This window comes from Komagataeibacter sucrofermentans DSM 15973, from assembly GCF_040581405.1.
GTDB lineage: Bacteria > Pseudomonadota > Alphaproteobacteria > Acetobacterales > Acetobacteraceae > Komagataeibacter > Komagataeibacter sucrofermentans.
Genome location: NZ_CP137157.1, coordinates 362,830 through 385,527, shown reverse-complemented (window position 1 = coordinate 385,527; position 22,698 = coordinate 362,830). Strand labels below are relative to the sequence as shown.

The window sequence follows — 22,698 nt, the reverse complement described above, 5'->3', positions numbered from 1 at the left end:
GGCTGGCCATGACCGGACTCTGCCTTGCCCTTGGCACACAACCGGCCCGGGCGGGCGGCCAGATCGAACTTTGTCTGGCCCGACACCCTGTTGAAAACAGCTTTGTGCAGAATGCCGCCGCCCATGGCCCGATCCATGTGCCAGCGGGCACCGCGCTCAATTATGCGGGCCATGCCTTCGGCCCTGCATCGGACCCGCTCGACCGCGCCCACGCGGCCCCCGATGGCGATGGCTGGCGTAACATCCCGCCCGCCGAGGAAGCGCACCGCCGCGACCTGCAAATGGAAGATATTGGCGGCGACAGCCGCTACCACCGCCCGCAGGCGGCCCTCATGACCACTGCCGCCGTGACCCTGTCACCCACGCGCCCCTGCGCGCAGGTGGGTGCGACGGCACTCCTGTCCGATGACTGGACATGGACGATGGACACCATCCCCGCCCGCCCCGACATGTATTTTCAGGCCTATGGCACGGTACGGGGCGACCAGCTTGATCCAACCTTCAATAACGATGCCGATCCCTTTCAATGGACAGCAGCCCACGGCGCACTGAATGCAATTGTTACACGAACAGTTGACCAGTCGCTGACACTCCGTTCGCCAGACTGAAAACAGTATTTTCAGTTATGTATTGTCCATATCATGCCACATGACGGGCATGATGGAAGCACACAGGCAACAGGGTTCTGATCAATTGCCTGAACTTTCTGTTCAGTAAACTGCCTGTTTTGATAAGAAATTTCTTTCCGAAGCCGCATCAAAAAATTTTACTGCTTCCAGTCAATGCATTATTATAAAAACCATCCAACAAATACTTTTTTCGACAGAACGAAAACGGTTATGCAAATTATATATTTTTATTTACAATGTGCCCAATGATCTCAACATAAACAAAATAGAAATGTAAATTTCATTTTACATTGTCAGATATAAAAAATTCAATTCTGTACTGAAAAAGATATTGGCTTGCAGCAGACGCCCTCATAAAAGGTCGACCTGACCTGCATGGGGCCAATATCCACAGGGCAGGAAACAGCATAGGAATATAGGGTGCGACATGCGGGGATGAATGTGCCACCGCATAAGATGCATGCTAAGTGTTATTTTAACAGCCCAGCCAGCCGATGAAAAACAATGGAGAACGGGATGGCCCTCTACCAGTCCGCACAGTTTATTGATACGTGGACCGATCCTGAATTCGACAAGCTTCATCCGCCCCGCACCGTCGCCCCCCATTCCGGCATTTATCGTTGTGCCGGCTGCGGCGTGGAAATTGCCATAAGCGAAGGGCAGCTCCTGCCTGCCATCCATGCCCATCCCCACAGGCTCGGCACGCGTGAAGCCTGGCAGATGGTGGTCTATGCAGACCACCGCCCCAAATTTACCTGAAATGCTGGCAGCAAAAATATCGTGTAATCAGCAGACAGTTGCTGGTGATGCTTTTTCACGATGCTTTAAAGAAATGCCGCCTTTTTAAAAAAAAGGCGGCACCCAGAAACGTTCTTTATTGCATCAGTGCGGCGTGTTTCAGACAGCGCCTTACCACCAGCCGCCGCCCCAGGGGCCACCCCAGCCACCGCCGCCCCAGCCCCACATGCCCCAGTTCCAGGAGGCATCTTCGTACATATCCGCCGTCATCTGCTGCTGGTCAGCCAGGTTCTGGGCCTGCACATAGGACATGTAGCGCCCATAGGCCGCCTGGTTGCCCACATACAGGCAGCTACACACCTTGGGGTCGGAATAGATGTAGAGCATGTGGTCTCCAAACGATTTCTGGAGAAACCGGTTGGGGGGGAGTTTCTGCAGCATCAACTGCCGTTCCGGATTATTGGCGGGGCGCGCCACGAAACCGGCTGCGGCAAGGCTGTTTTCTTTATCCACGATCTGGTCATGCACGCTTTCGCACGCACTCAGCCCGGTGGATATGGCAAGCAGCAACGCACCACCTGCGTAAAGATGCCTCAGCGCTTTCTTGTTTCCCATCGACGTGCCGCCTGTTTCCATCCTGTTAATCAGCGCATCCTGTCTCATCAACGGGACGGAATAAAGATGCGCGGAAAAAAACATATGAATTATTTCAGCCGAGTTTGATTTATCTCATGTTCCGGGTCGGCACGGCAATGCGATAACAGTCAGGCGATGGGGGCATCGCATATCGAATCATCACTTTAAAACTTTGGCAGGCACACCTTGCGGGGTGGGCCTGCCATTTTTCTTTGCACGGTCATTTTAACGATGACAGATCCGTTCCAGTTGCAGTTACGATAGCCCGACAGGCATCACGCAACCGTTACCTGCGCCCTCGGGGCACCAAAGGGTGCTACAGACAGGGCCGGGGTCTCGTCGCGCAGCACATAGCCCTGCCCCCACACGGTGGCAATGAGCTGCCCTGCGCCCGCAACCTGCAATTTCTTGCGCAGCTTGCAGATAAACACATCGATAATCTTCATTTCCGGCTCATCCATCCCGCCATACAGATGGTTGAGGAAGGCATCCTTGGTCAGGACCATGCCCTTGCGCAGCAGGAGCAGCTCCAGAATCATGTATTCCTTGCCGGTCAGGTGCACAGAGTGCCCCTGCACGCTGACCGCGCGGCTATCAAGACACAGTTCAAGTGGCCCCGCGCGCAGGGTCGGCTCGCTATAACCCTTGGAGCGGCGGATAACCGCCTGCATCCGCGCTGTCAGTTCCATCGATTCGTAGGGACGGGTCACATAATCATCCGCCCCGGTGGAGAAGGCCTTCACCTTTGTGGCGGCATCGCGCTCCTCTGACAGGACCAGCACGGGGGTGGGCACCCTTGCCGCGCGGCTGACCCGAATGACCTCGAATCCATCGAGATCTTTCAGCCGCACCTCCATGACCGCAAGGTCATAATTATAGGACTTTAACATTCCCAGTCCATCATGCCCCGTATCAACATGATCTACTGTAAATCCGGCCCTCTCCATATGCCGGGTGGTCTCTTCGGCTTTCCGGGCATTGGGCTCTACAAGCAAAATCCGCATATCGACCATCCAGTAGATATTTACACTATATCTACCTATAAGTGCGCCGGTCGTATTAAACAACCTAAAGTTGTTTATATATTACCATTCTTTCATAGGGATAATAAATATAATGGGACTTATTTTATTAATGAATTATTAATATCCTATCCCATGCCGCCTGCACCATGGTTCAGCGGCCCAGCTCCCGCGCCATAGCCGGGTGCTGCCGCAATGGCGCGCAGCACATAGGCCCGCGCGCGGATCACGGCATCCGGCAGGCTCATGCCCTGCCCCAGCCCCGTGGCTATGGCGCTTGCCAGCGTACAGCCCGTGCCATGCGTATGGCGAGTATGGATGCGCTGGCTCACGAATTCCTGTACCGTGCCATCGGCCTGCACCAGCACGTCCAGCAGTTCATCGCCTTCCATATGGCCGCCCTTGAGCAGCACGGCCCGTGGGCCGAACGCCAGCAGGGCGCGGGCTGCGGGCACCATGTCCGCGCGCCCGGCAATGGCATGGCCGAGCAGGGCCTCGGCTTCAGGAATGTTGGGGGTCAGCACGGTGGCAAGCGGCAGCAGCCGCGCCTTCAGCGTGGCCAGCGCGCTATCCTGCAACAGCGCAGCCCCCCCTTTCGCCACCATGACCGGGTCGAGCACGTAGGGAATGTCGGCGGTGGTGAGCAGTACATCGGCAATCGCCTCGATCACCTCCGGCCGGTCCAGCATGCCGCTCTTGAATGCATCAACGCCCAGATCATCCATCACGCAGCGCATCTGGGTCACGATAAAGGCAGGGGAGACCGGCATGACCGCCTGCACGCCCAGCGTATTCTGCGCGGTGAGCGCGGTGATGGCGGTCATGGCAAAGCCGCCCAGCACGGTTACGGTCTTGATATCCGCCTGGATGCCAGCGCCGCCCCCGCTATCGCTGCCCGCCATGATGAGAATACGCCCGCGCATGGCTCAGCCCGCCATCTGGATGGCGGTGATCGCCTCGCACATGTCATCGACCACCGCATTGACCAGCGCCTCGTCCTCGGCTTCCGCCATGACGCGCACCAATGGCTCGGTGCCGCTTTCACGCAGCACAAGCCGCCCGCGCGTGCCCAGCCGTTTTTCCGCCGCCTTGCGCGCATCCTGTACCTGCGGGTCATGCAGCGGGCTGCGACCGGCAAAGCGCACGTTGCGCAACAGTTGCGGGTAGGGCTTGAACATGCGGCACACCTCGCTGGCGGGGCGACCGGCCTCCACCACTTCGGCCAGCACCTGCAGGGCGGCCACCAGCCCGTCGCCCGTGGTGGCAAAGTCCGACAGCACCATATGCCCTGACTGCTCGCCGCCGATATTGGCGCCGAGCTCGCGCATTTTCTCCACCACGTAGCGATCGCCGACCGCCGTGCGCACCAGTTCCAGCCCCTGTGTCTCGAGATAGCGCTCAAGCCCCATGTTGGACATGACGGTGGCCACGATATGCCGCCCCGACAGCCGCCCCTGCCGCGCCAATGAATGCGAGATCAGCGCCAGAATCTGGTCGCCATCAATCAGCCGGCCCTTTTCATCGGAAATCAGCACGCGGTCGGCATCCCCATCCAGCGCGATGCCAATATCGGCCCGGTGGCGCAGCACCGCCGCGCACAGGGCTTCGGGGCGGGTGGAGCCACAGCCTTCATTGATGTTGATGCCATCGGGGTCGCAGCCAATGCGCACCACTTCAGCACCCAGTTCCCACAACGCCGTGGGTGCCACGCGATAGGCCGCCCCGTTGGCGCAGTCGATCACGATGCGCAGCCCGTCAAGCCGCAGGCGGCGGGGAAAGGAGGACTTGGCGCTTTCCACGTACCGGCCCGCCGCGTCATTCAGGCGCGAGGCGCGGCCGATCTGGTCGGGTGCGGCCAGCATGTGGGTCAGGTCTTCGCCCATCGCGGCCTCGATGTCCGCTTCCGTCTCATCGGACAGCTTGAACCCGTCGGGACCGAACAGCTTGATGCCGTTATCACCATACGGATTGTGCGAAGCCGAGATCATGACGCCCAGATCGGCGCGCAGGGAGCGGGTGAGCATGGCAATGGCGGGCGTGGGCATCGGCCCCACCAGCGTCACGTCCATCCCGGCGGAAAGAAAGCCCGACACCAGCGCGCATTCAATCATGTAACCCGAAAGGCGCGTATCCTTGCCCAGCAGCACGCTATGGCGGTGCGTGCCATGTATGAAGCGCAGACCCGCGGCCTGACCCAGCTTCTGCGCCACTTCCACCGTCATGGGAAAGCGGTTGGCCATGCCCCGAATGCCATCAGTGCCGAACAGCTTTCTTGTTTTTACCATGACTGGGAATCTCCGGATACGTTCTGGTCGGACACCGACCTACCTTACCTGTTACTGCTGATCCAGCCCCTGCCGCACCCGCATGGCCTGGATCATGGCCGTTGCATTGTGAACCCGGAGCACCACGCCGGGAAAGACCATTCCGGGCAGGCTGGCCGCAATCGTGCCCGGATCGCGTGCGGCGGCATCGGGTTCGTGGCCCAGTTCGCCAATCATGCGCTTGCGTGATGTGCCCAGCACCACCCGGCACCCCAGATTGGCCAGCAGCGGCAGGCGGGCCAGCAGGGTCAGGTTGCCTTCCAGCGTCTTGGCAAAGCCGATGCCGGGGTCAACCAGTATGCGCGTGCGCGCAATGCCTGCTGCCACCGCCTCCTCCACCCGCTGGCCGAGTTCGCGCACCACATCCACCGCCACATCGCCATATGTCGTGTGCGCGCGCATTGTTGCGGGCGTGCCGCGCATGTGCATGAGCATGACCGGGCAGCCATGCCGCGCCACGACCGCACGCGCGGCGGGGTCATGCGTCAGCGCCGAGACATCGTTAATGAGCGTCGCCCCGGCCGCCAGCGCCTGGTCCATGACCGCAGCCTGCCGCGTATCAATCGAGAGATGCAGGTCATCAAGCGCGGAACAGGCCCGCACGGCGCGGATGACCGGGCCGATCCGCCCCCATTCCGCCTCGGCCGGAACAGCAGGCGCGCCGGGGCGGGTGCTCTCGCCGCCAATATCCACCACCCGGCACCCGGCTGCATGCAACGCCTTGATGCGTGCCAGCGCCGTCTCCACGCGGTCATGCTGGCCGCCATCACTGAAACTGTCCGGGGTGACGTTGATGATGCCCATGACCTGCGGGCCCGGTGGCAGCCCTGCATCGGGCACGGCTGCGCTGACGCGCCGGGCCGCCTCCTCCCATGCGGGGGGAAGAGCTGCAACCGGCACGATTGTCCCTTCCTGCCCCTGCCCGATCAGGCGGGCAAGCGCATAGGCATGCGGGCCGCCTGCAAACCAGTGCGCAAGACCCTGCGCCACCGCCTGCCGGGCCGCTTCGCCATGCAGCAGGGCCAGTGGCTCAATCAGCGGCTGGTTGGAGAAATGACCCACGAAATACGCATCCGATCATGAAGAAGTTTTTGATGAAGCGGCTTTCCATGCGCCCATCATTTCCTGTCCGCGCCCGGGGGACCGGATACAGACATGGCGGAACAGCCTGAAGCCGCCCCGCCATGTTCATATAAGAGCCTGTTTGAAAAGCCTGCCAGCCTAAAGCCTAAAAAGAATGCCGCCTTTTTTGAGAAAAGGCGGCATTCGGAAACTTTTACTTGTTTTCTATCAAGGCAACCTAGCCAGCCGGGGCAGTACCCACCCCACCCTCACCTTCTGGCGTGGGCAGCGGAGCCACAGGAGCGGACGGCGCCGAAGGCGGCACGGAAGGACGGCGGTTCTCCGGCATCGGGTCATCCACCACCACGCGCTCGATCTTCTCGCCACGCAGCACCTGACGGATTTCCTCACCGGTCAGGGTTTCATATTCCAGCAGCGCCGCGCCAAGGCGGTGAAGCTGGTCGATATGCTCAAGCAACAGGCTGCGGGCACGCTCATAGGCGGCATCGATCAGCTTGCGCACCTCGTTATCGATCTCGCGCGCCGTTTCTTCCGATACGTTCTTGTTCTGCGTCACGCTATGGCCAAGGAACACTTCCTGCCCGTTGCCGCCATAGGCCACCATGCCCAGCTTTTCGCTCATGCCCCATTCGGTCACCATGCGGCGGGCCACGTCGGTCGCCATCTTGATGTCGCCCGAGGCACCGGTCGAGACATTGTCGGCCCCGAAGATGATTTCCTCAGCCGCGCGGCCACCCATAGCCAGCGTCAGCTTGCCAATGCACCACGAGCGGCTTTCGGAGTAGCGGTCCTTCTCCGGCAGGCTCATCACCATGCCCAGCGCCCGGCCACGGGGAATGATGGTGGCCTTGTGCACCGGGTCGGAACCCGGCGTGAGAATACCCACCAGCGCATGCCCGCCTTCGTGGTAGGCGGTCATCTTCTTCTCGTCCTCGCTCATGACAAGCGAGCGGCGCTCGGCGCCCATCATCACCTTGTCCTTGGCGTTCTCGAACTCGAGCATCGCCACGGTGCGCTTGCCCAGGCGGGCGGCCATGAGGGCGGCTTCATTGACCAGGTTGGCAAGGTCCGCACCCGAGAAGCCGGGTGTGCCACGGGCAATGACCTTTGGATCCACATCGGAGGCCAGCGGCACCTTGCGCATGTGCACGCGCAGGATCTTCTCGCGGCCCGCCACGTCGGGGTTGGGCACCACGACCTGACGGTCGAAGCGGCCGGGGCGCAGCAGGGCGGGGTCAAGCACGTCGGGGCGGTTGGTTGCGGCAATCAGGATCACGCCCTCATTGCTGTCAAAGCCATCCATCTCGACAAGCATCTGGTTGAGCGTCTGCTCGCGCTCGTCATTGCCGCCGCCAAGGCCTGCGCCACGATGGCGGCCGACAGCGTCGATCTCGTCAATGAAGATGATGCAGGGCGCGGCCTTCTTGCCCTGCTCGAACATGTCACGCACGCGGGATGCGCCCACGCCCACGAACATCTCCACAAAGTCGGAACCCGAGATGGTGAAGAACGGCACGTTCGCCTCACCCGCAATGGCGCGGGCAAGCAGCGTCTTGCCGGTGCCGGGAGGGCCTACGAGCAACACGCCCTTGGGGATCTTGCCGCCAAGGCGGGTGAACTTCTGCGGATCGCGCAGAAAGTCGACGATCTCCTGCAGTTCGCCCTTGGCTTCATCAATGCCGGCCACGTCATCAAAGGTGACGCGGCCCTGCTTTTCGGTCAGCATGCGGGCACGCGACTTGCCAAAGCCCATGGCCCGGCCACCGCCCGACTGCATCTGGCGCATGATGAAGATCCAGGCACCCACCATGAGCAGCAGCGGCGCATAGTTGATGAGGTAGCGCAGGATGGGGTTGGTATCCGCCTCAAGCGGCTTGGCCACGACTTCCACGCCCTTTTCCGTCAGGCGGGAAATCAGGGTGGGGTCCTGCGGCGTATAGGTATCGAACGACGTGCCATCCGTCAGCGTGCCGGTGATGTTGTGCTCCTGCACCACGACAGAGCGAACATGCCCGCTGTTCACGTCTCCGATGAAATCGGAATACGCCAACTGCTGCGATGCATGCTGCACGCTTCCCGGCTGGAAGACATTAAACAGCAACAGCAGCAGGACGATGATGATAACCCACAGGAGCAAGTTCCGGCCGAAATTGTTCATCTTGTCCACTGTTCCATCCGCTGGCCCCCTCGCCCATGCCCCACAGCGGGCAGGCGAACAGATGCCACGTTCACTACGTCCTATCATACATAGGACGATCAGGGGATATTCACACCCCCACCCGCCAACCTTTTATGCCAGTCCACCTGCCTCGTGGCGTTCGGCGTCGCCAAATACAGCGCAGTCGAGCACGGGATGGGGGGGCTGGTTCATGAAAACCGCATGGGCGGCGGCACGTTCTTGCGCGCGCAGGCCCATATGGGGCACGGCCTTGACCTGTCCATCATGCCATAGCGCAGGCAGCGTGCGCAACAATCGCGCGGGCCAGCACGACCGCCCCCTGCCATGCGGCCACCATGCGGCCACCGGCCCCGCAGCACCCACGCGCCAGCCCGGCGGCAGGGAGGCCGCGTGCAGGATGAAACGCCGGTCCCATATGGCTCCTGATCTGGCGGGGATGAGGGGTGCAAGACCGGCTTCCTCACGGGCCACGAGCCACTGCCCTTCACGCCAGGGCAGGAGGGCAACCCCGGCCAGCGTAGCCGCCCGGGGCCGGGCGGCAAGCGCTGCCACCGCCTCGCGCGCCGGGGCATAATCCCGCCCCCCCACCACGCGGATCAGGGCCGACAGCAGCCGTGGCGGCGCAAGATCCGCGGGCAGCACCACCCAGCCACCGGGGTGAAAGCGGGCATGGATGGCCAGCCAGCGTGCATCATCCCCATCACGCGCCTTGCGGGCCTGTCCAGCCTGCAGGGCATCCGTCAGGAGCGTGGCCGCCCGTGGGGGATCTGCCGCAAGGGCATGACGCGCCCGGGCGCGGGCGGTGCGCAGGTCAGTGTTGGAGGGGTCTTCCACCCAGTTCACGCCTGCCGCCCGCACCGTGGCATAAAGGGCATCCTTGCCCACGCCCAGCAGCGGGCGGACGAGGCGCACATCCGCCATGTCCGTCGCCACCGCCATGGCGGCCAGCCCGTCATCCCCGCTTGCAGCCTGCTGGCGCATGAGCACGGTTTCCGCCTGGTCGCCCGCATGGTGGGCCACCAGCAGGTCAAGCGCGCCAAGGTCGCGGCAGGCGGCAAACAGGGCCTGATAACGCATGCGCCGGGCACGCTCGGCCATGCGGGGGCCGCGCGCCAGCCCTTCAAGCACCAGCAGGCGGGCGGGTATGCCAAGCTGGAGCAGGCGGGCCACCGTCTGCTCGGCCTCAAGCCGCGACTCGGCACGCAGCCCGTGGTCCACCACCAGCCCCACCACATCACGCCGCCAGCCCCGGGCCAGAATGGCCAGCGCCATGCTGTCCGCCCCACCCGATACCGCAATGCAGACAGGCATGCCCTGCCCCGGCCACGGACCAAGAGCAGCCATGCGGGCGGCGAAACAGGCCGGGCTGACCGGTCCGGAAGGCTGCATGCGCCCTACACCCCTGCAGGCAATCAGCTACATTTGGCGCGCTTGCGGTAGACCAACTCGGCGGCTTTGATGCGCGGGGCGGGCGTGGGAAATTCGCTGGAAAGCTTGTCCAGCGCCTGGCAGGCGGATGCCTTGTCGTTCAGCGCCACCAGTGTTGCCGCAACACCGAGCAGGGCGCTTGGCGCGCGCTGGCCATGCGGGGCGCGGTTATAGGTATCGTAATAGGCAAGGGCGGACTGACGGTACTGCTTCTGCCCCGCCAGGGACTGGGCCAGCAGGTACTGCGCATCAATCTGTCTGGCGGATTTGGGGCCGGAGAGCACCTGCTGCGCATCGGCCTGCGCCGTGGCGTAATCATGCTGCAACAGCGCATCATTGCCTGCCTTGAGCACATCATCGGGGCTGCGCTTGGCCGTGGCAGGGGCTGCTGCGGCGGGCGCTGCAGGCGTCACGCCACTGGCCGCCGTCGCCGCAGCCGGAACCCCTGCGGCAGCATGGCCATGCTGCTGCATGGCAAAATTCATGTCATCGATCTGCTTGCTCATGGCGGCATTCTGCTGCTGCACCTGATTGGTCAGCTGATCGATCTGCCCGCGCATCTCGCGCGTCTGCTCTTCAAGCGTGTTGACCCGGTCAAGCAGTTGCAGGGTCAGGTTGCCACTGTCACTTGCGCGCGCACTGGCCAGACAGGCCAGCGATACGCCACCTGCCAGCATACCAACCCGCCCCCACCGTGAAAACCGGCCGGGAACCGAAAGGAAACACGACATAACAGACCGCATGGACCATACCCTTCAAGCAACACTACGCACGTCTACCTAAAACAAAACCGGCCGAGCGATAAGCGCCCGGCCGGTTCCATACCGCCACACTTCGTGGAAGTGCTGGCAGAAACTTACTGCACCGCCGTGATGGCGTTGCGGTTCTGGGCCCAGGAAGCCTCGTCATCGCCAACGGCGGTCGGGCGATCCTTGCCATAGGAGATGGTGGTGATGCGCGATGCATCGACACCCTTGGCCACCAGGTAGTCATGCGCCGCGTTGGCACGACGCTCGCCCAGCGCGATGTTGTATTCCTCGGTGCCGCGATCATCGCAGTTACCGGCGACCTGCACATGCACCTGCGGGTACTTGGCCAGCCATGCGGCCTGCTTGTCGAGCGTTGCCTTCGCATCGCTGGACAGCGAGTTCTGGTTCAGCGCGAACAGGACGCGGTCACCAGCGGTCGCGACCAGATCGGCCTCGCTGCCGGGCACGGGGCCAACCTGCTGCTGCGTGGCAGCGCCGGTGTTTACGTTCTTGTTCGCATGGTCAGAACAGGCGGCAAGGAAGAGCGCCAGACCGGCCGCACCAAAAAGCTTCAGTTTCATTACTTTGGATCCTGGATCGGTTTCTTGTTTCGAAACCATTTGTTGAATTTCCGGATTTAAATATAGAACGGTCCCGAGTCTCGTTGCGCCCTGCCAAACAAATTGTAAAACAGAAACTCGCGATCGCTGGAAACCGCCACTAGCATAGCTTTCAAATCCGGTTTCAGTCAACGCGGAACAAACACATACCCGCCATTTGTCAATTGAGTGGGTTAGGGCGATGTGTTTGTCCAACGCATTGAAAAAACTTACTTATTCAGGCCCGACCATGCCGGATCAGAGGCGCTGCCCGCAGGCAGGGCGCGTTCATGGAAGCCGGTGATGTCGATTGTATTGATACCTGTTGCAAATCCGGCACCATTTGCCCCGGCCGCGCTCTGGCGGCAAAACGCCAGCACGCGCCCGTTGGGGCAGAAAGTGGGGCTTTCCACCGTAAAGCCCTGGGTCAGGATTCGCTCGCCCGTGCCATCAGGCGCCATCACGCCAAGCGAGAAGCTGCCATTGGCAATGCGCGAGAACGCGATCAGATCCCCACGCGGCGACCATACGGGCGAGCCGTAGCGCCCGTGCCCGTAGGAAATCCGCTTCGCTTCGCCGCCTGATGCACTCATGACATAGAGCTGCTGCGAGCCGCCACGGTCGGAGTTGAACACGATCTGCGACCCGTCGGGGCTGTAGGATGGGCTGGTGTCAATCGCCCCGGAGGAGGTGATCTGCCGGCGCGCCATCGTGGCAAGATCGACCACGAAGATGTCCGACCCGCCACCGCGCGTGACCGACAGGATGACCGACTGCCCGTTGGGGGCAAAGCGCGGTGCAAATGAAATACCCGTAAAGTCACCCAGCAGGCGCTGCTGCCCGGTATTTAGGTTGAACAGGTAAACACGCGGCCTGTAGTTGGCATAGGACATGAATGCCAGTTCGCTATTGGCCGGGTTGAAGCGCGGCGTCAACGTCAGCCACTGGCCGTTGGTCAGGTAGCGGCTGTCCGCGCCATCCTGGTCCATGATGGCAAGCCGCGTGACCTGGCGCGCGCGCGGGCCGGAGCGGGCAATATAGGCGATGCGGGAATTGAAATAGCCCTGCTCGCCAAGCAGGCGGCTGTAGATCACATCGGCAATCACATGCGCGATGCGACGCCAGTCCTGGGTGGCGGCCGTATAGGCCGTGCCCTGCAACTGCTTGCCGGTCAGCACATCCCACAGGCGGAACTCGACGCGCAGGCTGCTGCCCTGCTCGACCACCTTGCCGGTCATGACCGCACGCGCGCCCATTGACTTGTAGGTGGCAAACGGGGGCGTGCCCTGCGGCATGCTGGCGCTGATGGGGCGGAACAGGCCGCAATTGCCCAGATCGGCCGAGATCACATCCGTGATCTGCTGGGCCACGCCACTGCCAAGCGAGGGCAGGACAATGGGAATGGGGGCGGTACGGGCCTGGTCAACCGTGATTTCGGCGGCACCCGCATCCTGTGCATGGGCGGCACCTGCAGCGAACAGCGGCGTGGCCATAAGCCCGCCCGCAACGCCTGCGCCCATGAAACCACGCCGGCTGAAGGCCGATGCCAGCCGTGCGGCATCATCATCCGGGATCAATGGCTTTACGCTTGACATCATTTTCCTCTCCTCGCCTTCGTCCGCTTTGTATCAGGGACGGAATACGAATTTCAGTTGCCGGGTCTGGCCCAGCAGGTTCTGCGGAATGGGCAGCTTGGCACAGGTCGGGCTGAGCACCGCATCACGCGCGCGTTCGGCCAGCGCGCGGTAGGACGGGTCAGCCTCCATCTGCGCCTGTGTCTGCGGCGCGAAGTCAACCATGCGCGCCATGCCGGTGCCATCCACCGTCACGACCAGATGCGCCACAAACTGGGCATAATTACGGGCCGCCGTATCTTCCGAGTAGCAGCGCCGCACCGAGTTGCCGATGGCCTTCTGCTCGGTGGCGGTCATGGAACTGGTTATGTCGCCATCCGGCGAGCCCCCGCCATCGGGCGCCCCACCCTGCTGCGGGTTGGGGCGGGCCTTGGGCGGGTGGGTCTGCTTCTGGTCCGCGCGGAAGGTATCGAGTGTTGCCAGCAGCGAGTGCGTATCAGGCACATGCTTCTTGGCCTCGTTGGGCTGCGTGGTGCGTGACTGCTCCTGCACCTTGGGCGCGGCCGTGGGGTCAGGCTGGGCCGAAGGCGGCACGGGGGCGTGCGCCTGCGCGGGGGCTGCCTTGGGCGGCGTGGGCGGCAGCTTCACCGCATCGGGCGATGGCGTCTGCTCACGCGGCGGGGTTGGCGCATCCGGCACGGGTTTGGACACCTGCTGCGGCGGCGGCATGGGTGGCGGCGGGGGCGGCGGGGGTGCCGCCTCCTCGTTGGGTTCCTTTTCCGGCGGCGTGGGCGAAGGCGGCGCCTCCTGCTTTACCGGGGCGGGCGCAGGGGCGGGCTTGGGGGCCGGCTTGTCGCCCTTGTGCGGGGTTGATGTGCCCGTATCGGCTGCGAATTCCATCTCGATGGTGGGCGGGGGCGGCGGCTCCTTGGGCACCGGCACGGGCAGCCTGAGCAGCACCGCCACCAGCAGGGCAAAATGAAGCCCGCCCGAAACCAGGATGGAACGCCGCATGAGGATGCGTTCGGAACGACGCGGTGGGACCACGATCAGACGGCTCCTGGTATCAGATTCTGTTTAGTGACCGGGTGGCTGCTGGGCCAGCAGGGCCACATGCGTAAAGCCGCCCGCCGTGATCTGCCCCATGATCTGCATGACGCGGCCATAATCGATATGCTGGTCACCGCGCACGAAAATACGGTGCTCGCTGTCATTCTGCGCCGCCGCCCTGAGCTGGTCCACCAACTGGTCCTGCGATACGGGTTCATCGCCCAGATACAGGTCGCCATTGGAGCGGATCGACACCGTGATGGGCTTGGTGTCGGTATTGACCGGGGCCGCATCCGTCTTGGGCAGGTCCACGTTCACGCCGCTGGTCATCATGGGCGCTGTCACCATGAAGATGATGAGCAGCACCAGCATCACGTCCACCAGGGGTGTGACGTTGATCTCGGCCATGGGGCGCCGCTTGCGCCGCCGCCCCCGCAGGTCGCCCAGGCTTGCCCCCATGTTACGCGCCCCTTTCTTCCGACTGGCGCGACAGGATGGCGGCGAACTCGGTGCCGAACGCATCCAGCCGGTCCTCGAACACGCTCATGCTGTTGCTGACCACGTTATAGGCGATCACGGCGGGAATGGCCGTGACCAGGCCGATGGCGGTGGCGAACAGCGCCTCGGAAATGCCCGGCGCCACGACCGAAAGGTTGGTGTTGTGCATGGCCGCGATCGAGCCGAACGCGTGCATGATGCCCCATACCGTGCCGAACAGGCCAATGAAGGGCGCCACCGGCCCGATGGTGGCGAGGAAGATGATCCAGCGGTTCAGCCGGTCCATCTCGCGCGTGATGGTAATGGCCATGGCGCGGTTGACGCGGTCCTGCACGCCGCCATGCACCAGGTCGATACCCGAAATGCGCGATGAACGCCGCCATTCGCCCATGGCCGCGCCAAAGACGGCGGCCATCGGGTGCACGGGCTTGGCGCCATCGGATTCGTACAGATCCTCAAGGCTGCCACCAGCCCAGAAGCGCTCCTCGAAATCGTTGGCCTGCCGGTTGACCCGGCGGATGGTGGTGAATTTATCAAAAATGATGGCCCAGACAATGATGCTGCTGGTCACCAGCCCGATCATGACGAGCTTGACCACAATTGAGGCGTGCATGAACAGCGCCCACATTGAAAGATCACCCGCTGCAGCACCCAGATTCGCTGCATTAACCGCTTGGTCCAAATACGCCTCCTGCCCACCTTGGCCGTTCGCTCAAACACGAAGATTGCCCGCTTGGCAAGCCACGGCCAACCTGCTTTCCGCACAGCCTTGCATCACGGTCAACCCATGACACAAAAAGAACACACGTCCTGCATGGCTTTGTAACGCTCAGCCGACCAGCCCGCGCAACAGATCACGCCATAACGGCGGAAATCGGGCCGCGCGCCCATCGGCGGCCCGCACGCAGGCCAGCCGCACATCGAGCGTGCCACAATCGGGTTTTTCCGCCACCCCCGCCCGGTGGAAGGTCTGGAGCAGCCTGCAGCTCGCAGCCCCCAGCTCTGTCAGGCGAGTCGTAACGCACACGATGTCATCGAGCCGCAGGGGGGCGCGGTAGTCCATGGCCGCATGGCGCACCACGAAGGCCAGGCCAAAATCATCGAGCAGGTCAGCAGCCGAGTGCCCCTGCGCACGGATGGCTTCGGTGCGGGCGCGCTCGCCAAAGGCGAGGTAGCGGGCGTGATAGACCACGCCGCCCGCATCCGTATCCTCGTAATAGATGCGGAAATCGATACTATGCTGAACCATCAGTCCCCTCTCCGAGCAGGTCGCCCTGGCCGGGCACGCGGGCGGGCGGCTGCAGGCCCAGATGCCGCCAGCCCCGCTCGCCCAGCATGCGGCCGCGACTGGTGCGTAGCACAAGCCCTTCCTGAATCAGGTAAGGCTCGATCACGTCTTCGAGGGTATCGCGCGCCTCGGCCAGGGCCGCGGCCAGCGTCTCGACCCCTACAGGGCCGCCATGATGGTATTCGGCAATGCGGCGCAGGTAGCGCCGGTCCATGCCATCAAGCCCCATCGAATCGACCTCGAGGCGCGACAGCGCCGCATCGGCCAGCGCGCGGTCAACCGGGCCACGCCCTGCCCGCGCCACGGCGGCGAAATCGCGCACCCGGCGCAGCAGGCGGCCCGCAATGCGCGGCGTGCCGCGCGAGCGGCGGGCAATTTCCTCCGCCCCTTCCGGGGTGAGGTCAAATTCCAGCTTGCGCGCCCCGCGCACCACGATCTGGCACAGCTCCTCAGGCGTGTAGAACACCAGCCGCAGCGGAATGCCGAAGCGGTCACGCAACGGCGTTGCCAGCAGCCCCGCCCGCGTGGTGGCCGCGACCAGCGTAAACGGCGAGAGGTCGATGCGCACGGACCGCGCCGCTGGCCCCTCGCCAATAATCAGGTCAAGCTGGAAATCCTCCATCGCCGGGTACAGCACTTCCTCGATGGAGGGGTGCAGGCGGTGGATTTCATCAATGAACAGCACGTCGCGCGGCTGGAGGTTGGTCAGGATGGCGGCCAGATCGCCCGCGCGCTGGATCACTGGCCCCGAGGTTGCGCGAAAGCCCACGCCAAGTTCGCGCGCCACGATCTGCGCCAGCGTGGTCTTGCCCAGGCCCGGGGGGCCATGCAGCAGCACGTGGTCCAGCGCATCGCCGCGCTGGCGGGCTGCGGCGATGAAGATGGCCAGATTCTCGCGGCTGGCCTTCTGGCCCGTAAAGTCATCAAGCGTCTGCGGGCGCAGGCTGCCTTCGTTGCCGTCTTCCTCCGCCCGGCGGGCGTCGATCTCGCGCTCGGGGTGCTCACTCATCGGGCCAGTTCCTTCAGCGCGTCACGGATCACGACATCGAGGTTCACATCCCCCTCAAAGCGGTCGATCACGCGCTCGACCACAGGCTGCGCCTCTGCCCGCCTGAAGCCAAGGCCCGACAGCGCCAGTACGGCATCCGCCGCAATGCTGCGCGGCGTGGGCACCGTAATGGTCACACCCGGCACGCCGCCAGCCGCAGGCGCACCCGTGGGCATGCCCTCGCACTTGTCGCGCAGTTCGGTCACGATGCGCTGGGCCAGCCGCGCGCCCACGCCGCCCGCGCGGGTGAGCATGGTCTTGTCGCCACTGCCGATGGCCACCATCAGTTCAGGTGGCGGCAGCACCGACAGGATGGCCAGCGCCACCTTGGCGCCAACGCCCTGCACGGTGGTGAGCAGGCGGAACCATGAGCGCTCCGAGGCTTCGGCAAAGCCATAGAGCAGGATCGCATCCTCGCGCACCACGGTCTCGACCAGCACAAGGGCCAGTTCCGGCGGCTGCGGCAGGGCCGCGAGCGTGCGGCTCGAGGCCTGCACGAGGTAGCCCACGCCGCTGACATCAATCACGCAGCGATCGGCCTCGACCTGTGCCAGCAGGCCGCGCAGTTGCGCGATCATGCCATCCTCGTGGCATTGGCGATATGGGCGGCTGAGGCGCGATGATGCGCGTGGCAGATGGCCACGGCCAGCGCATCCGCCGCATCGGCGCGCTTGAGCAGGGCAGTGGGCAGGATACGGCGGACCATCATGCTGACCTGCTCCTTGGTGGCGGCACCCGTGCCCACCACCGCGCGCTTGACTGTCTTGGCGCCATATTCGGCTACCGGAATATCGAGCAGCATGGGCACCAGCAGCCCCACGCCACGGGCATAGCCCAGCTTGAGCGTGGCAGCGCCATTGCGGTTGACATAGGTTTCCTCCACCGCCGCTTCATCGGGGGCGAAGTTGCGGGCCAGTTCGAGCAGCGCATCGTGCAGGTGGCGCAGGCGCTCGGGCACGGAAAGCGCCGAATCGGTGGCGATCACGCCATCGGCCACGTGGCTCAGCCGGTTGCCCTGCGCCGTAATCACCCCCCAGCCCGTAAAACGCAGGCCGGGGTCGATGCCCAGGATGCGGACCACAGGCCGGATCAGGCCGAAAGCTTTTCGGCCACGTCGTCCGGCACGTCGAAATTGGCGTACACGGCCTGCACGTCGTCATGATCTTCCAGCGTGTCGATCAGCTTGAACACGCTGCGGGCCTTGTCCTCATCGAGTTCGACCGTGTTGGACGGCCGCCAGTCCAGCTTGGCGGAAGCCGGCTCGCCAAAGCGGGTTTCCAGCGCATCGCGCACGGCGAAGAAGGATTCGACCGGGCAGGTCACTTCATGCATGCCGTCCACGGTCTCGACATTCTCGGCGCCGGCTTCAAGGCCGGTCTCGATCAGGTCATCCTCGCTCGCGGCATCAAGCGGATAGGCGATCACGCCAAGGCGGGTAAACATGAAGGAGACCGAATTCGTCTCGCCCAGCGAGCCACCATGCTTGGAAAACGCAGCCCGCACGTCAGACGCGGTGCGGTTGCGGTTATCGGTCAGCCCTTCCACGATCACGGCAACGCCTGCCGGGCCGTAGCCTTCATAACGGACCTCGGTGTAATCATCACCGCCACCCGCGCCGCTCGCCTTCTTGATGGCGCGCTCGACCGTATCCTTGGGCATGTTCACTTCACGCGCGGCCGAGATTGCGGCACGCAGGCGCGGATTCATGGCCGGGTCGGGCATGCCTTCGCGCGTGGCTACGGTAATTTCACGGATGACCTTGGCAAACTGCTTGGCCCGCTTGGCGTCCTGCGCGCCCTTGCGATGCATGATGTTTTTGAATTGGGAATGACCTGCCATCGTTCGTCCCTGATCGTGTTGTTCTTGTTACTGTCTTGTCTATCGGCCCGGGTGGGGCTGGCCGTTCAGACCAGCCGCCCGTGGCAATGCTTGTATTTCTTGCCCGACCCGCACGGGCAGGTCGCGTTGCGCGAGACCTCGCCCCAGCTTGACGGATCATCGGGCATGATGGCCGCGGCCCCGATCGGTTTGCCCATGGCGGGATCGGGCAGGTTGCCCGCCGCATCGGGCATGAGGCCAGGGCCCGGCTCGTTCTCCAGCCCCGGCACCTCGGGGTCGGAATGGATTTCGGCAACACCTGCGAAGGGGTTGTCGATGGGCGGCGGCGCGATTTCCACCCGCGCCATGGAGGAGGTGACGCGCGCGCGCAGATGGTCGAGCATGGCATTGAACAGCTCGAACGCCTCGTGCTTGAACTCGTTGAGCGGATCCTTCTGCCCATAGGCGCGCAGACCAATGCCCTGGCGCAGCTGGTCAAGGGCGAGCAGATGCTCCTTCCACACCGCATCGAACGTGGTCAGCAGCACCTGCTTTTCCACAAAGCGCATGACGGACGGGCCAAAATTGGCGGCCCGGCTGGCCTGCGCCTGGGCTGCGGCCTGCTCGATGCGCTCGGTCACCACCGTGCCATCCACGCCATCTTCCGCCGCCCACTCCGCGATGGGCAGCGTGAGGTTGAGCGCAGTCTGCACATCCTGCGCCAGTTCATCCTTGAGCCACTGTTCGGGGAAGGACTTCTCGGGGATGCGGCGGGCCACGATCTCGTGGATCACGTCCTCGCGCATTTCGGTGATGATGGGCGAAAGGTCTTCCGCCGCCATGTATTCACGACGCTGGGCGTACACTTCCTTGCGCTGGTCGTTCATCACATCATCATATTTGAGCGTGTTCTTGCGCATGTCGAAGTTGCGGGCCTCGACCTTTTTCTGCGCGCGCTCCAGGGCCTTGTTGATCCAGGGGTGAACGATCGCCTCCCCTTCCTTCAGGCCCAGCTTCTGCAGGATATTGCCCATGCGGTCGGTGCCGAAGATGCGCATCAGGTCATCTTCAAGCGAGATGAAGAAGCGTGAATTGCCCGGATCACCCTGCCGCCCGGCGCGACCGCGCAGCTGGTTGTCGATGCGGCGGCTTTCATGCCGCTCGGTGCCGATCACGTACAGGCCGCCCGCCTTGCGCACGATATCGTGATCCTGTGCCACCTTAGCACGCAGGGCCTCTTCCTGCCGGGCGCGCTCCTCGGGGTCTTCAATGCCGCCAAGCTTCTGGCTGATCAGCATGTCCACGTTGCCGCCGAGCTTGATGTCGGTGCCGCGCCCGGCCATGTTGGTGGCGATGGTGATGGCGCCGGGCGCGCCAGCCTGTGCCACGATCTCGGCCTCGAGTTCATGGAAGCGGGCATTGAGCACGCTGTGCCTGATGCCATTCTTGCGCAGCGGCGAGGAGAGATGCTCGCTCTTCTCGATCGAGGTCGTGCCGACGAGCACCGGCTGGCCCGAAGTCGAGCTGATTTCCTTGATCAGGCCAGCGACCGCCTCGTACTTCTCGCGCGCGGTGAGATAGACCTCGTCATCATCGTCCTTGCGGGCGACGGGCAGGTTGGTCGGGATCTCGATCACGTCGAGCTTGTAGATATCAGCAAACTCATCGGCTTCCGTCATGGCGGTGCCGGTCATGCCCGACAGGCGCGGATACATGCGGAAGTAGTTCTGGAAGGTGATGGAGGCCAGCGTCTGGTTCTCCTGCTGCACCTCAACGTGTTCCTTGGCCTCGAGCGCCTGGTGCAGGCCATCGGAGTAGCGGCGGCCTTCCATCATGCGGCCGGTGAACTCGTCGATGATGACCACCTTGCCGCCGCTGACGATGTAATCCACATCGCGCGTGAACAGCGTGTGCGCACGCAGCGACTGCTGCACGTGGTGGATCACCGCCACGTTCTGGCTGTCATACAGGCCGCCATCATGCAGCACGCCTGCGCCCCGCAGCAGTTCCTCCACCTGTTCGGCACCCTTTTCGGTCAGGATGACGGAGCGGAACTTCTCGTCTTTTTCATACGCTTCGGGGTCGGCCACGAGGGCGACCATCACTTCATCGACCGAGCGGTAGAGGCCGGAGCTGTCCTCGGCCGGGCCGGAGATGATGAGCGGGGTGCGGGCCTCGTCGATCAGGATCGAATCGACTTCATCGACGATGGCATGATGGAAGGGCCGCTGGACCATGTCTTCCACGCGGTATTTCATGTTGTCGCGCAGGTAGTCGAAGCCGAATTCGTTATTGGTGCCGTAGGTGATGTCGGCCCGGTAGGCGGCGCGGCGCTCGTCCTCGGGCATGTTGGGCACGACCACGCCCACGCTCAGGCCAAGGAAGCCATACAGCCTGCCCATCTGCTCGGCATCGCGGCTGGCGAGGTAGTCGTTCACGGTCACGACATGCACGCCCTGCCCCGCAAGCGCGCTGAGATAGACGGCAAGGGTGGCGACGAGGGTCTTGCCCTCGCCGGTGCGCATTTCCGCAATCTTGCCATCATGCAGCACCATACCGCCAATGAGCTGCACATCGAAGTGGCGCATGCCCAGCACGCGCTTTGCCGCCTCGCGGCATACGGCAAAGGCTTCGGGCAGAAGGGCGTCAAGGCTTTCGCCCTTGGCGATGCGGGCGCGGAATTCCGGTGTCTTGGCGGCAAGTGCTACGTCATCCAACGCCTGGACCTGCGGCTCGAGCGCGTTGATTGCGGGCACGCGCCGCTGATACGATTTCAGCGCCCGGTCATTGGCGGTTCCGAACAGGGCGCGGGCAATACTGGCGAACATGAAGACCTTCCCGGAATGACATTCCCGCACGCCCGCACACAATGACTGGCGGGGACGGGGCAGGCGTGCGGATAAAATTCTCGCGCGGAGACATGAGATAGGACCCACGCCGCCACGGGTCAACCGATGGACCGCAGCGCCATGGAAAAAGCGGGGGGAAACGGCCATCCGCCATACGGCCCTTGCAGGCAGGGCCGCCCTTCGCCATGATGCCTGCCGAACGCGTTCATAACTAGGGTTTTTTGCACATGCGGACTATCAGTCCGGCAAAGGCTGTCGCAACGATGGCCCTGCTTGCTTCCTCTTTCATCATTCCTCCTGCAATGGCGGCCTCCCCCGCGCCAGCGGCGCCCGCCGCACCGGCCACGGCGGACCAGAATCCGCTGCTCGCCAGCGTGAACGGGCAGGACATCCGCCTCAATGACGTGCGGCAGGCCATGGCCACGATGCCCGAGCAGCTGCGCAAGCTGCCCGACAACATCATCGTGCCGATCCTGCTCAACCAGCTCGTTGACCAGCGCGCCATCCAGCTTGCCGCCACCAAGTCCGGGCTCGACAAGCAGCCCGACGTGCAGCAGCAGATGCAGCAGGCCTCGCAGGGGGCGCTGCAGAATGCCTACCTGTCGGCACAGGTCGCACCGACCCTGACCGATGATGCGGTCAAGGCGTATTACGACAAGAACTACGCCAACAAGCCGGGCGCGGAAGAAATTCATGCCCGCCACATCCTGGTCCAGACCGAGGCCGAGGCCAACGACGTGATCAAGCAGCTCAAGGGCGGCGCCGATTTCGGGCAGCTGGCCACCAAGCTGTCGAAGGATCCCGGCTCGGCCAAGCAGAATGGCGGCGACCTGGGCTGGTTCAAGAAGGGCGACATGCTGCCGACCTTCTGGGATGCGGCCTCTTCCATGCAGCCCAACAGCTACAGCCAGACCCCGGTGCACACCCAGTATGGCTGGCACGTGATCCAGGTGCTGGGCAAGCGCACCGCGCCCACCCCCACGCTTGACGCAACGCGCGACCAGATCCGCCAGAAGCTGATCCAGGACGGCGTGCAGAAGGCGGTTGCCAACGCGCTCGCACAGGTCAAGGTCGTGCGCTACGGCCCCGATGGCAAGCCCCTGCCTGAAAACCAGCCCGCCCACTAAAAGCGGGCTGCCGCGCGGCGGGGCCCCTGCCCTGCCGCGCCATCCGAGTTTTTCCCCCG

22 protein-coding genes are annotated in these 22,698 nt (G+C 63.5%); 3 read left to right on the top strand and 19 right to left on the bottom strand.

Annotation, left to right across the window (positions count from 1 at the left end; genetic code table 11):
- Positions 1–8: 8 nt before the first annotated feature.
- Together R5N89_RS01850 and R5N89_RS01845 are read left to right on the top strand one after the other, a co-directional pair.
- Complete coding sequence (locus R5N89_RS01850) at positions 9–608, top strand: hypothetical protein (protein ID WP_110569051.1); 600 nt, start codon at positions 9–11, stop codon at positions 606–608.
- 525 nt (positions 609–1,133) lie between these two features.
- Entirely contained in the window at positions 1,134–1,388 is a 255-nt protein-coding gene (locus R5N89_RS01845; RefSeq protein ID WP_110569015.1) for a hypothetical protein, read from the top strand.
- A 150-nt stretch (positions 1,389–1,538) separates the two neighbouring features.
- On the opposite strand, the gene R5N89_RS01840 is transcribed toward R5N89_RS01845, so the two are convergent.
- From R5N89_RS01840 to secA, 19 genes are all read right to left on the bottom strand, one after another.
- Positions 1,539–1,982 (bottom strand): hypothetical protein, encoded by a 444-nt coding sequence (locus R5N89_RS01840; protein WP_244192164.1) that lies wholly within the window; start codon positions 1,980–1,982, stop codon positions 1,539–1,541.
- Positions 1,983–2,278: 296 nt separating this feature from the next.
- On the bottom strand, positions 2,279–3,007 hold the full coding sequence (locus tag R5N89_RS01835) for a response regulator transcription factor (protein WP_110569016.1): 729 nt from the start codon (positions 3,005–3,007) through the stop codon (positions 2,279–2,281).
- 146 nt (positions 3,008–3,153) lie between these two features.
- Positions 3,154–3,948, bottom strand: coding sequence for a bifunctional hydroxymethylpyrimidine kinase/phosphomethylpyrimidine kinase (gene thiD, locus R5N89_RS01830; protein ID WP_110569017.1), 795 nt, complete (start codon positions 3,946–3,948; stop codon positions 3,154–3,156).
- 3 nt (positions 3,949–3,951) lie between these two features.
- Complete coding sequence (gene glmM / locus R5N89_RS01825; protein ID WP_110569018.1) at positions 3,952–5,310, bottom strand: phosphoglucosamine mutase; 1,359 nt, start codon at positions 5,308–5,310, stop codon at positions 3,952–3,954.
- A 51-nt stretch (positions 5,311–5,361) separates the two neighbouring features.
- Complete coding sequence (gene folP, locus R5N89_RS01820) at positions 5,362–6,411, bottom strand: dihydropteroate synthase (protein WP_110569019.1); 1,050 nt, start codon at positions 6,409–6,411, stop codon at positions 5,362–5,364.
- A gap of 238 nt (positions 6,412–6,649) precedes the next feature.
- On the bottom strand, positions 6,650–8,590 hold the full coding sequence (gene ftsH / locus R5N89_RS01815; RefSeq protein ID WP_110569020.1) for an ATP-dependent zinc metalloprotease FtsH: 1,941 nt from the start codon (positions 8,588–8,590) through the stop codon (positions 6,650–6,652).
- A gap of 132 nt (positions 8,591–8,722) precedes the next feature.
- On the bottom strand, positions 8,723–10,000 hold the full coding sequence (tilS, locus tag R5N89_RS01810; RefSeq protein WP_110569021.1) for a tRNA lysidine(34) synthetase TilS: 1,278 nt from the start codon (positions 9,998–10,000) through the stop codon (positions 8,723–8,725).
- A gap of 23 nt (positions 10,001–10,023) precedes the next feature.
- Entirely contained in the window at positions 10,024–10,782 is a 759-nt protein-coding gene (locus R5N89_RS01805) for a hypothetical protein (RefSeq protein WP_110569022.1), read from the bottom strand.
- A gap of 113 nt (positions 10,783–10,895) precedes the next feature.
- On the bottom strand, positions 10,896–11,369 hold the full coding sequence (pal, locus tag R5N89_RS01800; protein ID WP_110569023.1) for a peptidoglycan-associated lipoprotein Pal: 474 nt from the start codon (positions 11,367–11,369) through the stop codon (positions 10,896–10,898).
- A 248-nt stretch (positions 11,370–11,617) separates the two neighbouring features.
- Complete coding sequence (gene tolB / locus R5N89_RS01795; protein WP_110569024.1) at positions 11,618–12,985, bottom strand: Tol-Pal system beta propeller repeat protein TolB; 1,368 nt, start codon at positions 12,983–12,985, stop codon at positions 11,618–11,620.
- A gap of 30 nt (positions 12,986–13,015) precedes the next feature.
- A complete protein-coding gene (locus R5N89_RS01790) occupies positions 13,016–14,008 on the bottom strand; it encodes an energy transducer TonB (RefSeq protein ID WP_110569025.1) in 993 nt (330 codons plus the stop codon).
- A gap of 30 nt (positions 14,009–14,038) precedes the next feature.
- A complete protein-coding gene (tolR, locus tag R5N89_RS01785) occupies positions 14,039–14,470 on the bottom strand; it encodes a protein TolR (RefSeq protein ID WP_078524994.1) in 432 nt (143 codons plus the stop codon).
- 1 nt (position 14,471) lies between these two features.
- Positions 14,472–15,137 carry a protein TolQ gene (tolQ, locus tag R5N89_RS01780; RefSeq protein ID WP_110569026.1) on the bottom strand — a complete coding sequence of 222 codons (666 nt, stop codon included), beginning with the start codon at positions 15,135–15,137 and terminating at the stop codon, positions 14,472–14,474.
- A 201-nt stretch (positions 15,138–15,338) separates the two neighbouring features.
- Entirely contained in the window at positions 15,339–15,758 is a 420-nt protein-coding gene (locus R5N89_RS01775; protein ID WP_110569027.1) for a YbgC/FadM family acyl-CoA thioesterase, read from the bottom strand.
- Entirely contained in the window at positions 15,745–16,806 is a 1,062-nt protein-coding gene (gene ruvB / locus R5N89_RS01770; RefSeq protein ID WP_110569028.1) for a Holliday junction branch migration DNA helicase RuvB, read from the bottom strand. Before ruvB ends, R5N89_RS01775 begins: the two co-directional genes overlap by 14 nt.
- A complete protein-coding gene (gene ruvA / locus R5N89_RS01765) occupies positions 16,803–17,423 on the bottom strand; it encodes a Holliday junction branch migration protein RuvA (RefSeq protein WP_110569029.1) in 621 nt (206 codons plus the stop codon). Before ruvA ends, ruvB begins: the two co-directional genes overlap by 4 nt.
- Positions 17,420–17,926 (bottom strand): crossover junction endodeoxyribonuclease RuvC, encoded by a 507-nt coding sequence (gene ruvC / locus R5N89_RS01760; RefSeq protein WP_110569030.1) that lies wholly within the window; start codon positions 17,924–17,926, stop codon positions 17,420–17,422. The genes ruvA and ruvC overlap by 4 nt, the downstream gene beginning before the upstream one ends.
- Positions 17,927–17,934: 8 nt before the next feature.
- Positions 17,935–18,684 carry a YebC/PmpR family DNA-binding transcriptional regulator gene (locus R5N89_RS01755; protein WP_110569031.1) on the bottom strand — a complete coding sequence of 250 codons (750 nt, stop codon included), beginning with the start codon at positions 18,682–18,684 and terminating at the stop codon, positions 17,935–17,937.
- A 65-nt stretch (positions 18,685–18,749) separates the two neighbouring features.
- A complete protein-coding gene (gene secA, locus R5N89_RS01750; RefSeq protein WP_354680692.1) occupies positions 18,750–21,491 on the bottom strand; it encodes a preprotein translocase subunit SecA in 2,742 nt (913 codons plus the stop codon).
- Between the two features lie 248 nt (positions 21,492–21,739).
- Between secA and R5N89_RS01745 the strand changes: the two genes are divergently transcribed.
- Positions 21,740–22,639: a peptidylprolyl isomerase gene (locus tag R5N89_RS01745; RefSeq protein WP_354680691.1), complete on the top strand. Its 900-nt coding sequence runs from the start codon at positions 21,740–21,742 to the stop codon at positions 22,637–22,639.
- Positions 22,640–22,698 lie beyond the last annotated feature (59 nt).

Bases quoted from the DNA above. Each gene is read 5' to 3' on its own strand.
- glmM (WP_110569018.1), bottom strand. From the start codon at position 5,310: ATGGTAAAAACAAGAAAGCTGTTCGGCACTGATGGCATTCGGGGCATG.
- R5N89_RS01755 (WP_110569031.1), bottom strand. From the start codon at position 18,684: ATGGCAGGTCATTCCCAATTCAAAAACATCATGCATCGCAAGGGCGCG.
- pal (WP_110569023.1), bottom strand. From the start codon at position 11,369: ATGAAACTGAAGCTTTTTGGTGCGGCCGGTCTGGCGCTCTTCCTTGCC.
- ftsH (WP_110569020.1), bottom strand. From the start codon at position 8,590: ATGAACAATTTCGGCCGGAACTTGCTCCTGTGGGTTATCATCATCGTC.
- tilS (WP_110569021.1), bottom strand. From the start codon at position 10,000: ATGCAGCCTTCCGGACCGGTCAGCCCGGCCTGTTTCGCCGCCCGCATG.
- R5N89_RS01850 (WP_110569051.1), top strand. From the start codon at position 9: ATGACCGGACTCTGCCTTGCCCTTGGCACACAACCGGCCCGGGCGGGC.
- tolQ (WP_110569026.1), bottom strand. From the start codon at position 15,137: ATGTGGGCGCTGTTCATGCACGCCTCAATTGTGGTCAAGCTCGTCATG.
- tolB (WP_110569024.1), bottom strand. From the start codon at position 12,985: ATGATGTCAAGCGTAAAGCCATTGATCCCGGATGATGATGCCGCACGG.
- thiD (WP_110569017.1), bottom strand. From the start codon at position 3,948: ATGCGCGGGCGTATTCTCATCATGGCGGGCAGCGATAGCGGGGGCGGC.
- R5N89_RS01775 (WP_110569027.1), bottom strand. From the start codon at position 15,758: ATGGTTCAGCATAGTATCGATTTCCGCATCTATTACGAGGATACGGAT.
- R5N89_RS01845 (WP_110569015.1), top strand. From the start codon at position 1,134: ATGGAGAACGGGATGGCCCTCTACCAGTCCGCACAGTTTATTGATACG.
- ruvB (WP_110569028.1), bottom strand. From the start codon at position 16,806: ATGAGTGAGCACCCCGAGCGCGAGATCGACGCCCGCCGGGCGGAGGAA.
- R5N89_RS01745 (WP_354680691.1), top strand. From the start codon at position 21,740: ATGCGGACTATCAGTCCGGCAAAGGCTGTCGCAACGATGGCCCTGCTT.
- secA (WP_354680692.1), bottom strand. From the start codon at position 21,491: ATGTTCGCCAGTATTGCCCGCGCCCTGTTCGGAACCGCCAATGACCGG.
- R5N89_RS01805 (WP_110569022.1), bottom strand. From the start codon at position 10,782: ATGCGGTCTGTTATGTCGTGTTTCCTTTCGGTTCCCGGCCGGTTTTCA.
- ruvA (WP_110569029.1), bottom strand. From the start codon at position 17,423: ATGATCGCGCAACTGCGCGGCCTGCTGGCACAGGTCGAGGCCGATCGC.
- R5N89_RS01840 (WP_244192164.1), bottom strand. From the start codon at position 1,982: ATGGGAAACAAGAAAGCGCTGAGGCATCTTTACGCAGGTGGTGCGTTG.
- R5N89_RS01835 (WP_110569016.1), bottom strand. From the start codon at position 3,007: ATGCGGATTTTGCTTGTAGAGCCCAATGCCCGGAAAGCCGAAGAGACC.
- tolR (WP_078524994.1), bottom strand. From the start codon at position 14,470: ATGGGGGCAAGCCTGGGCGACCTGCGGGGGCGGCGGCGCAAGCGGCGC.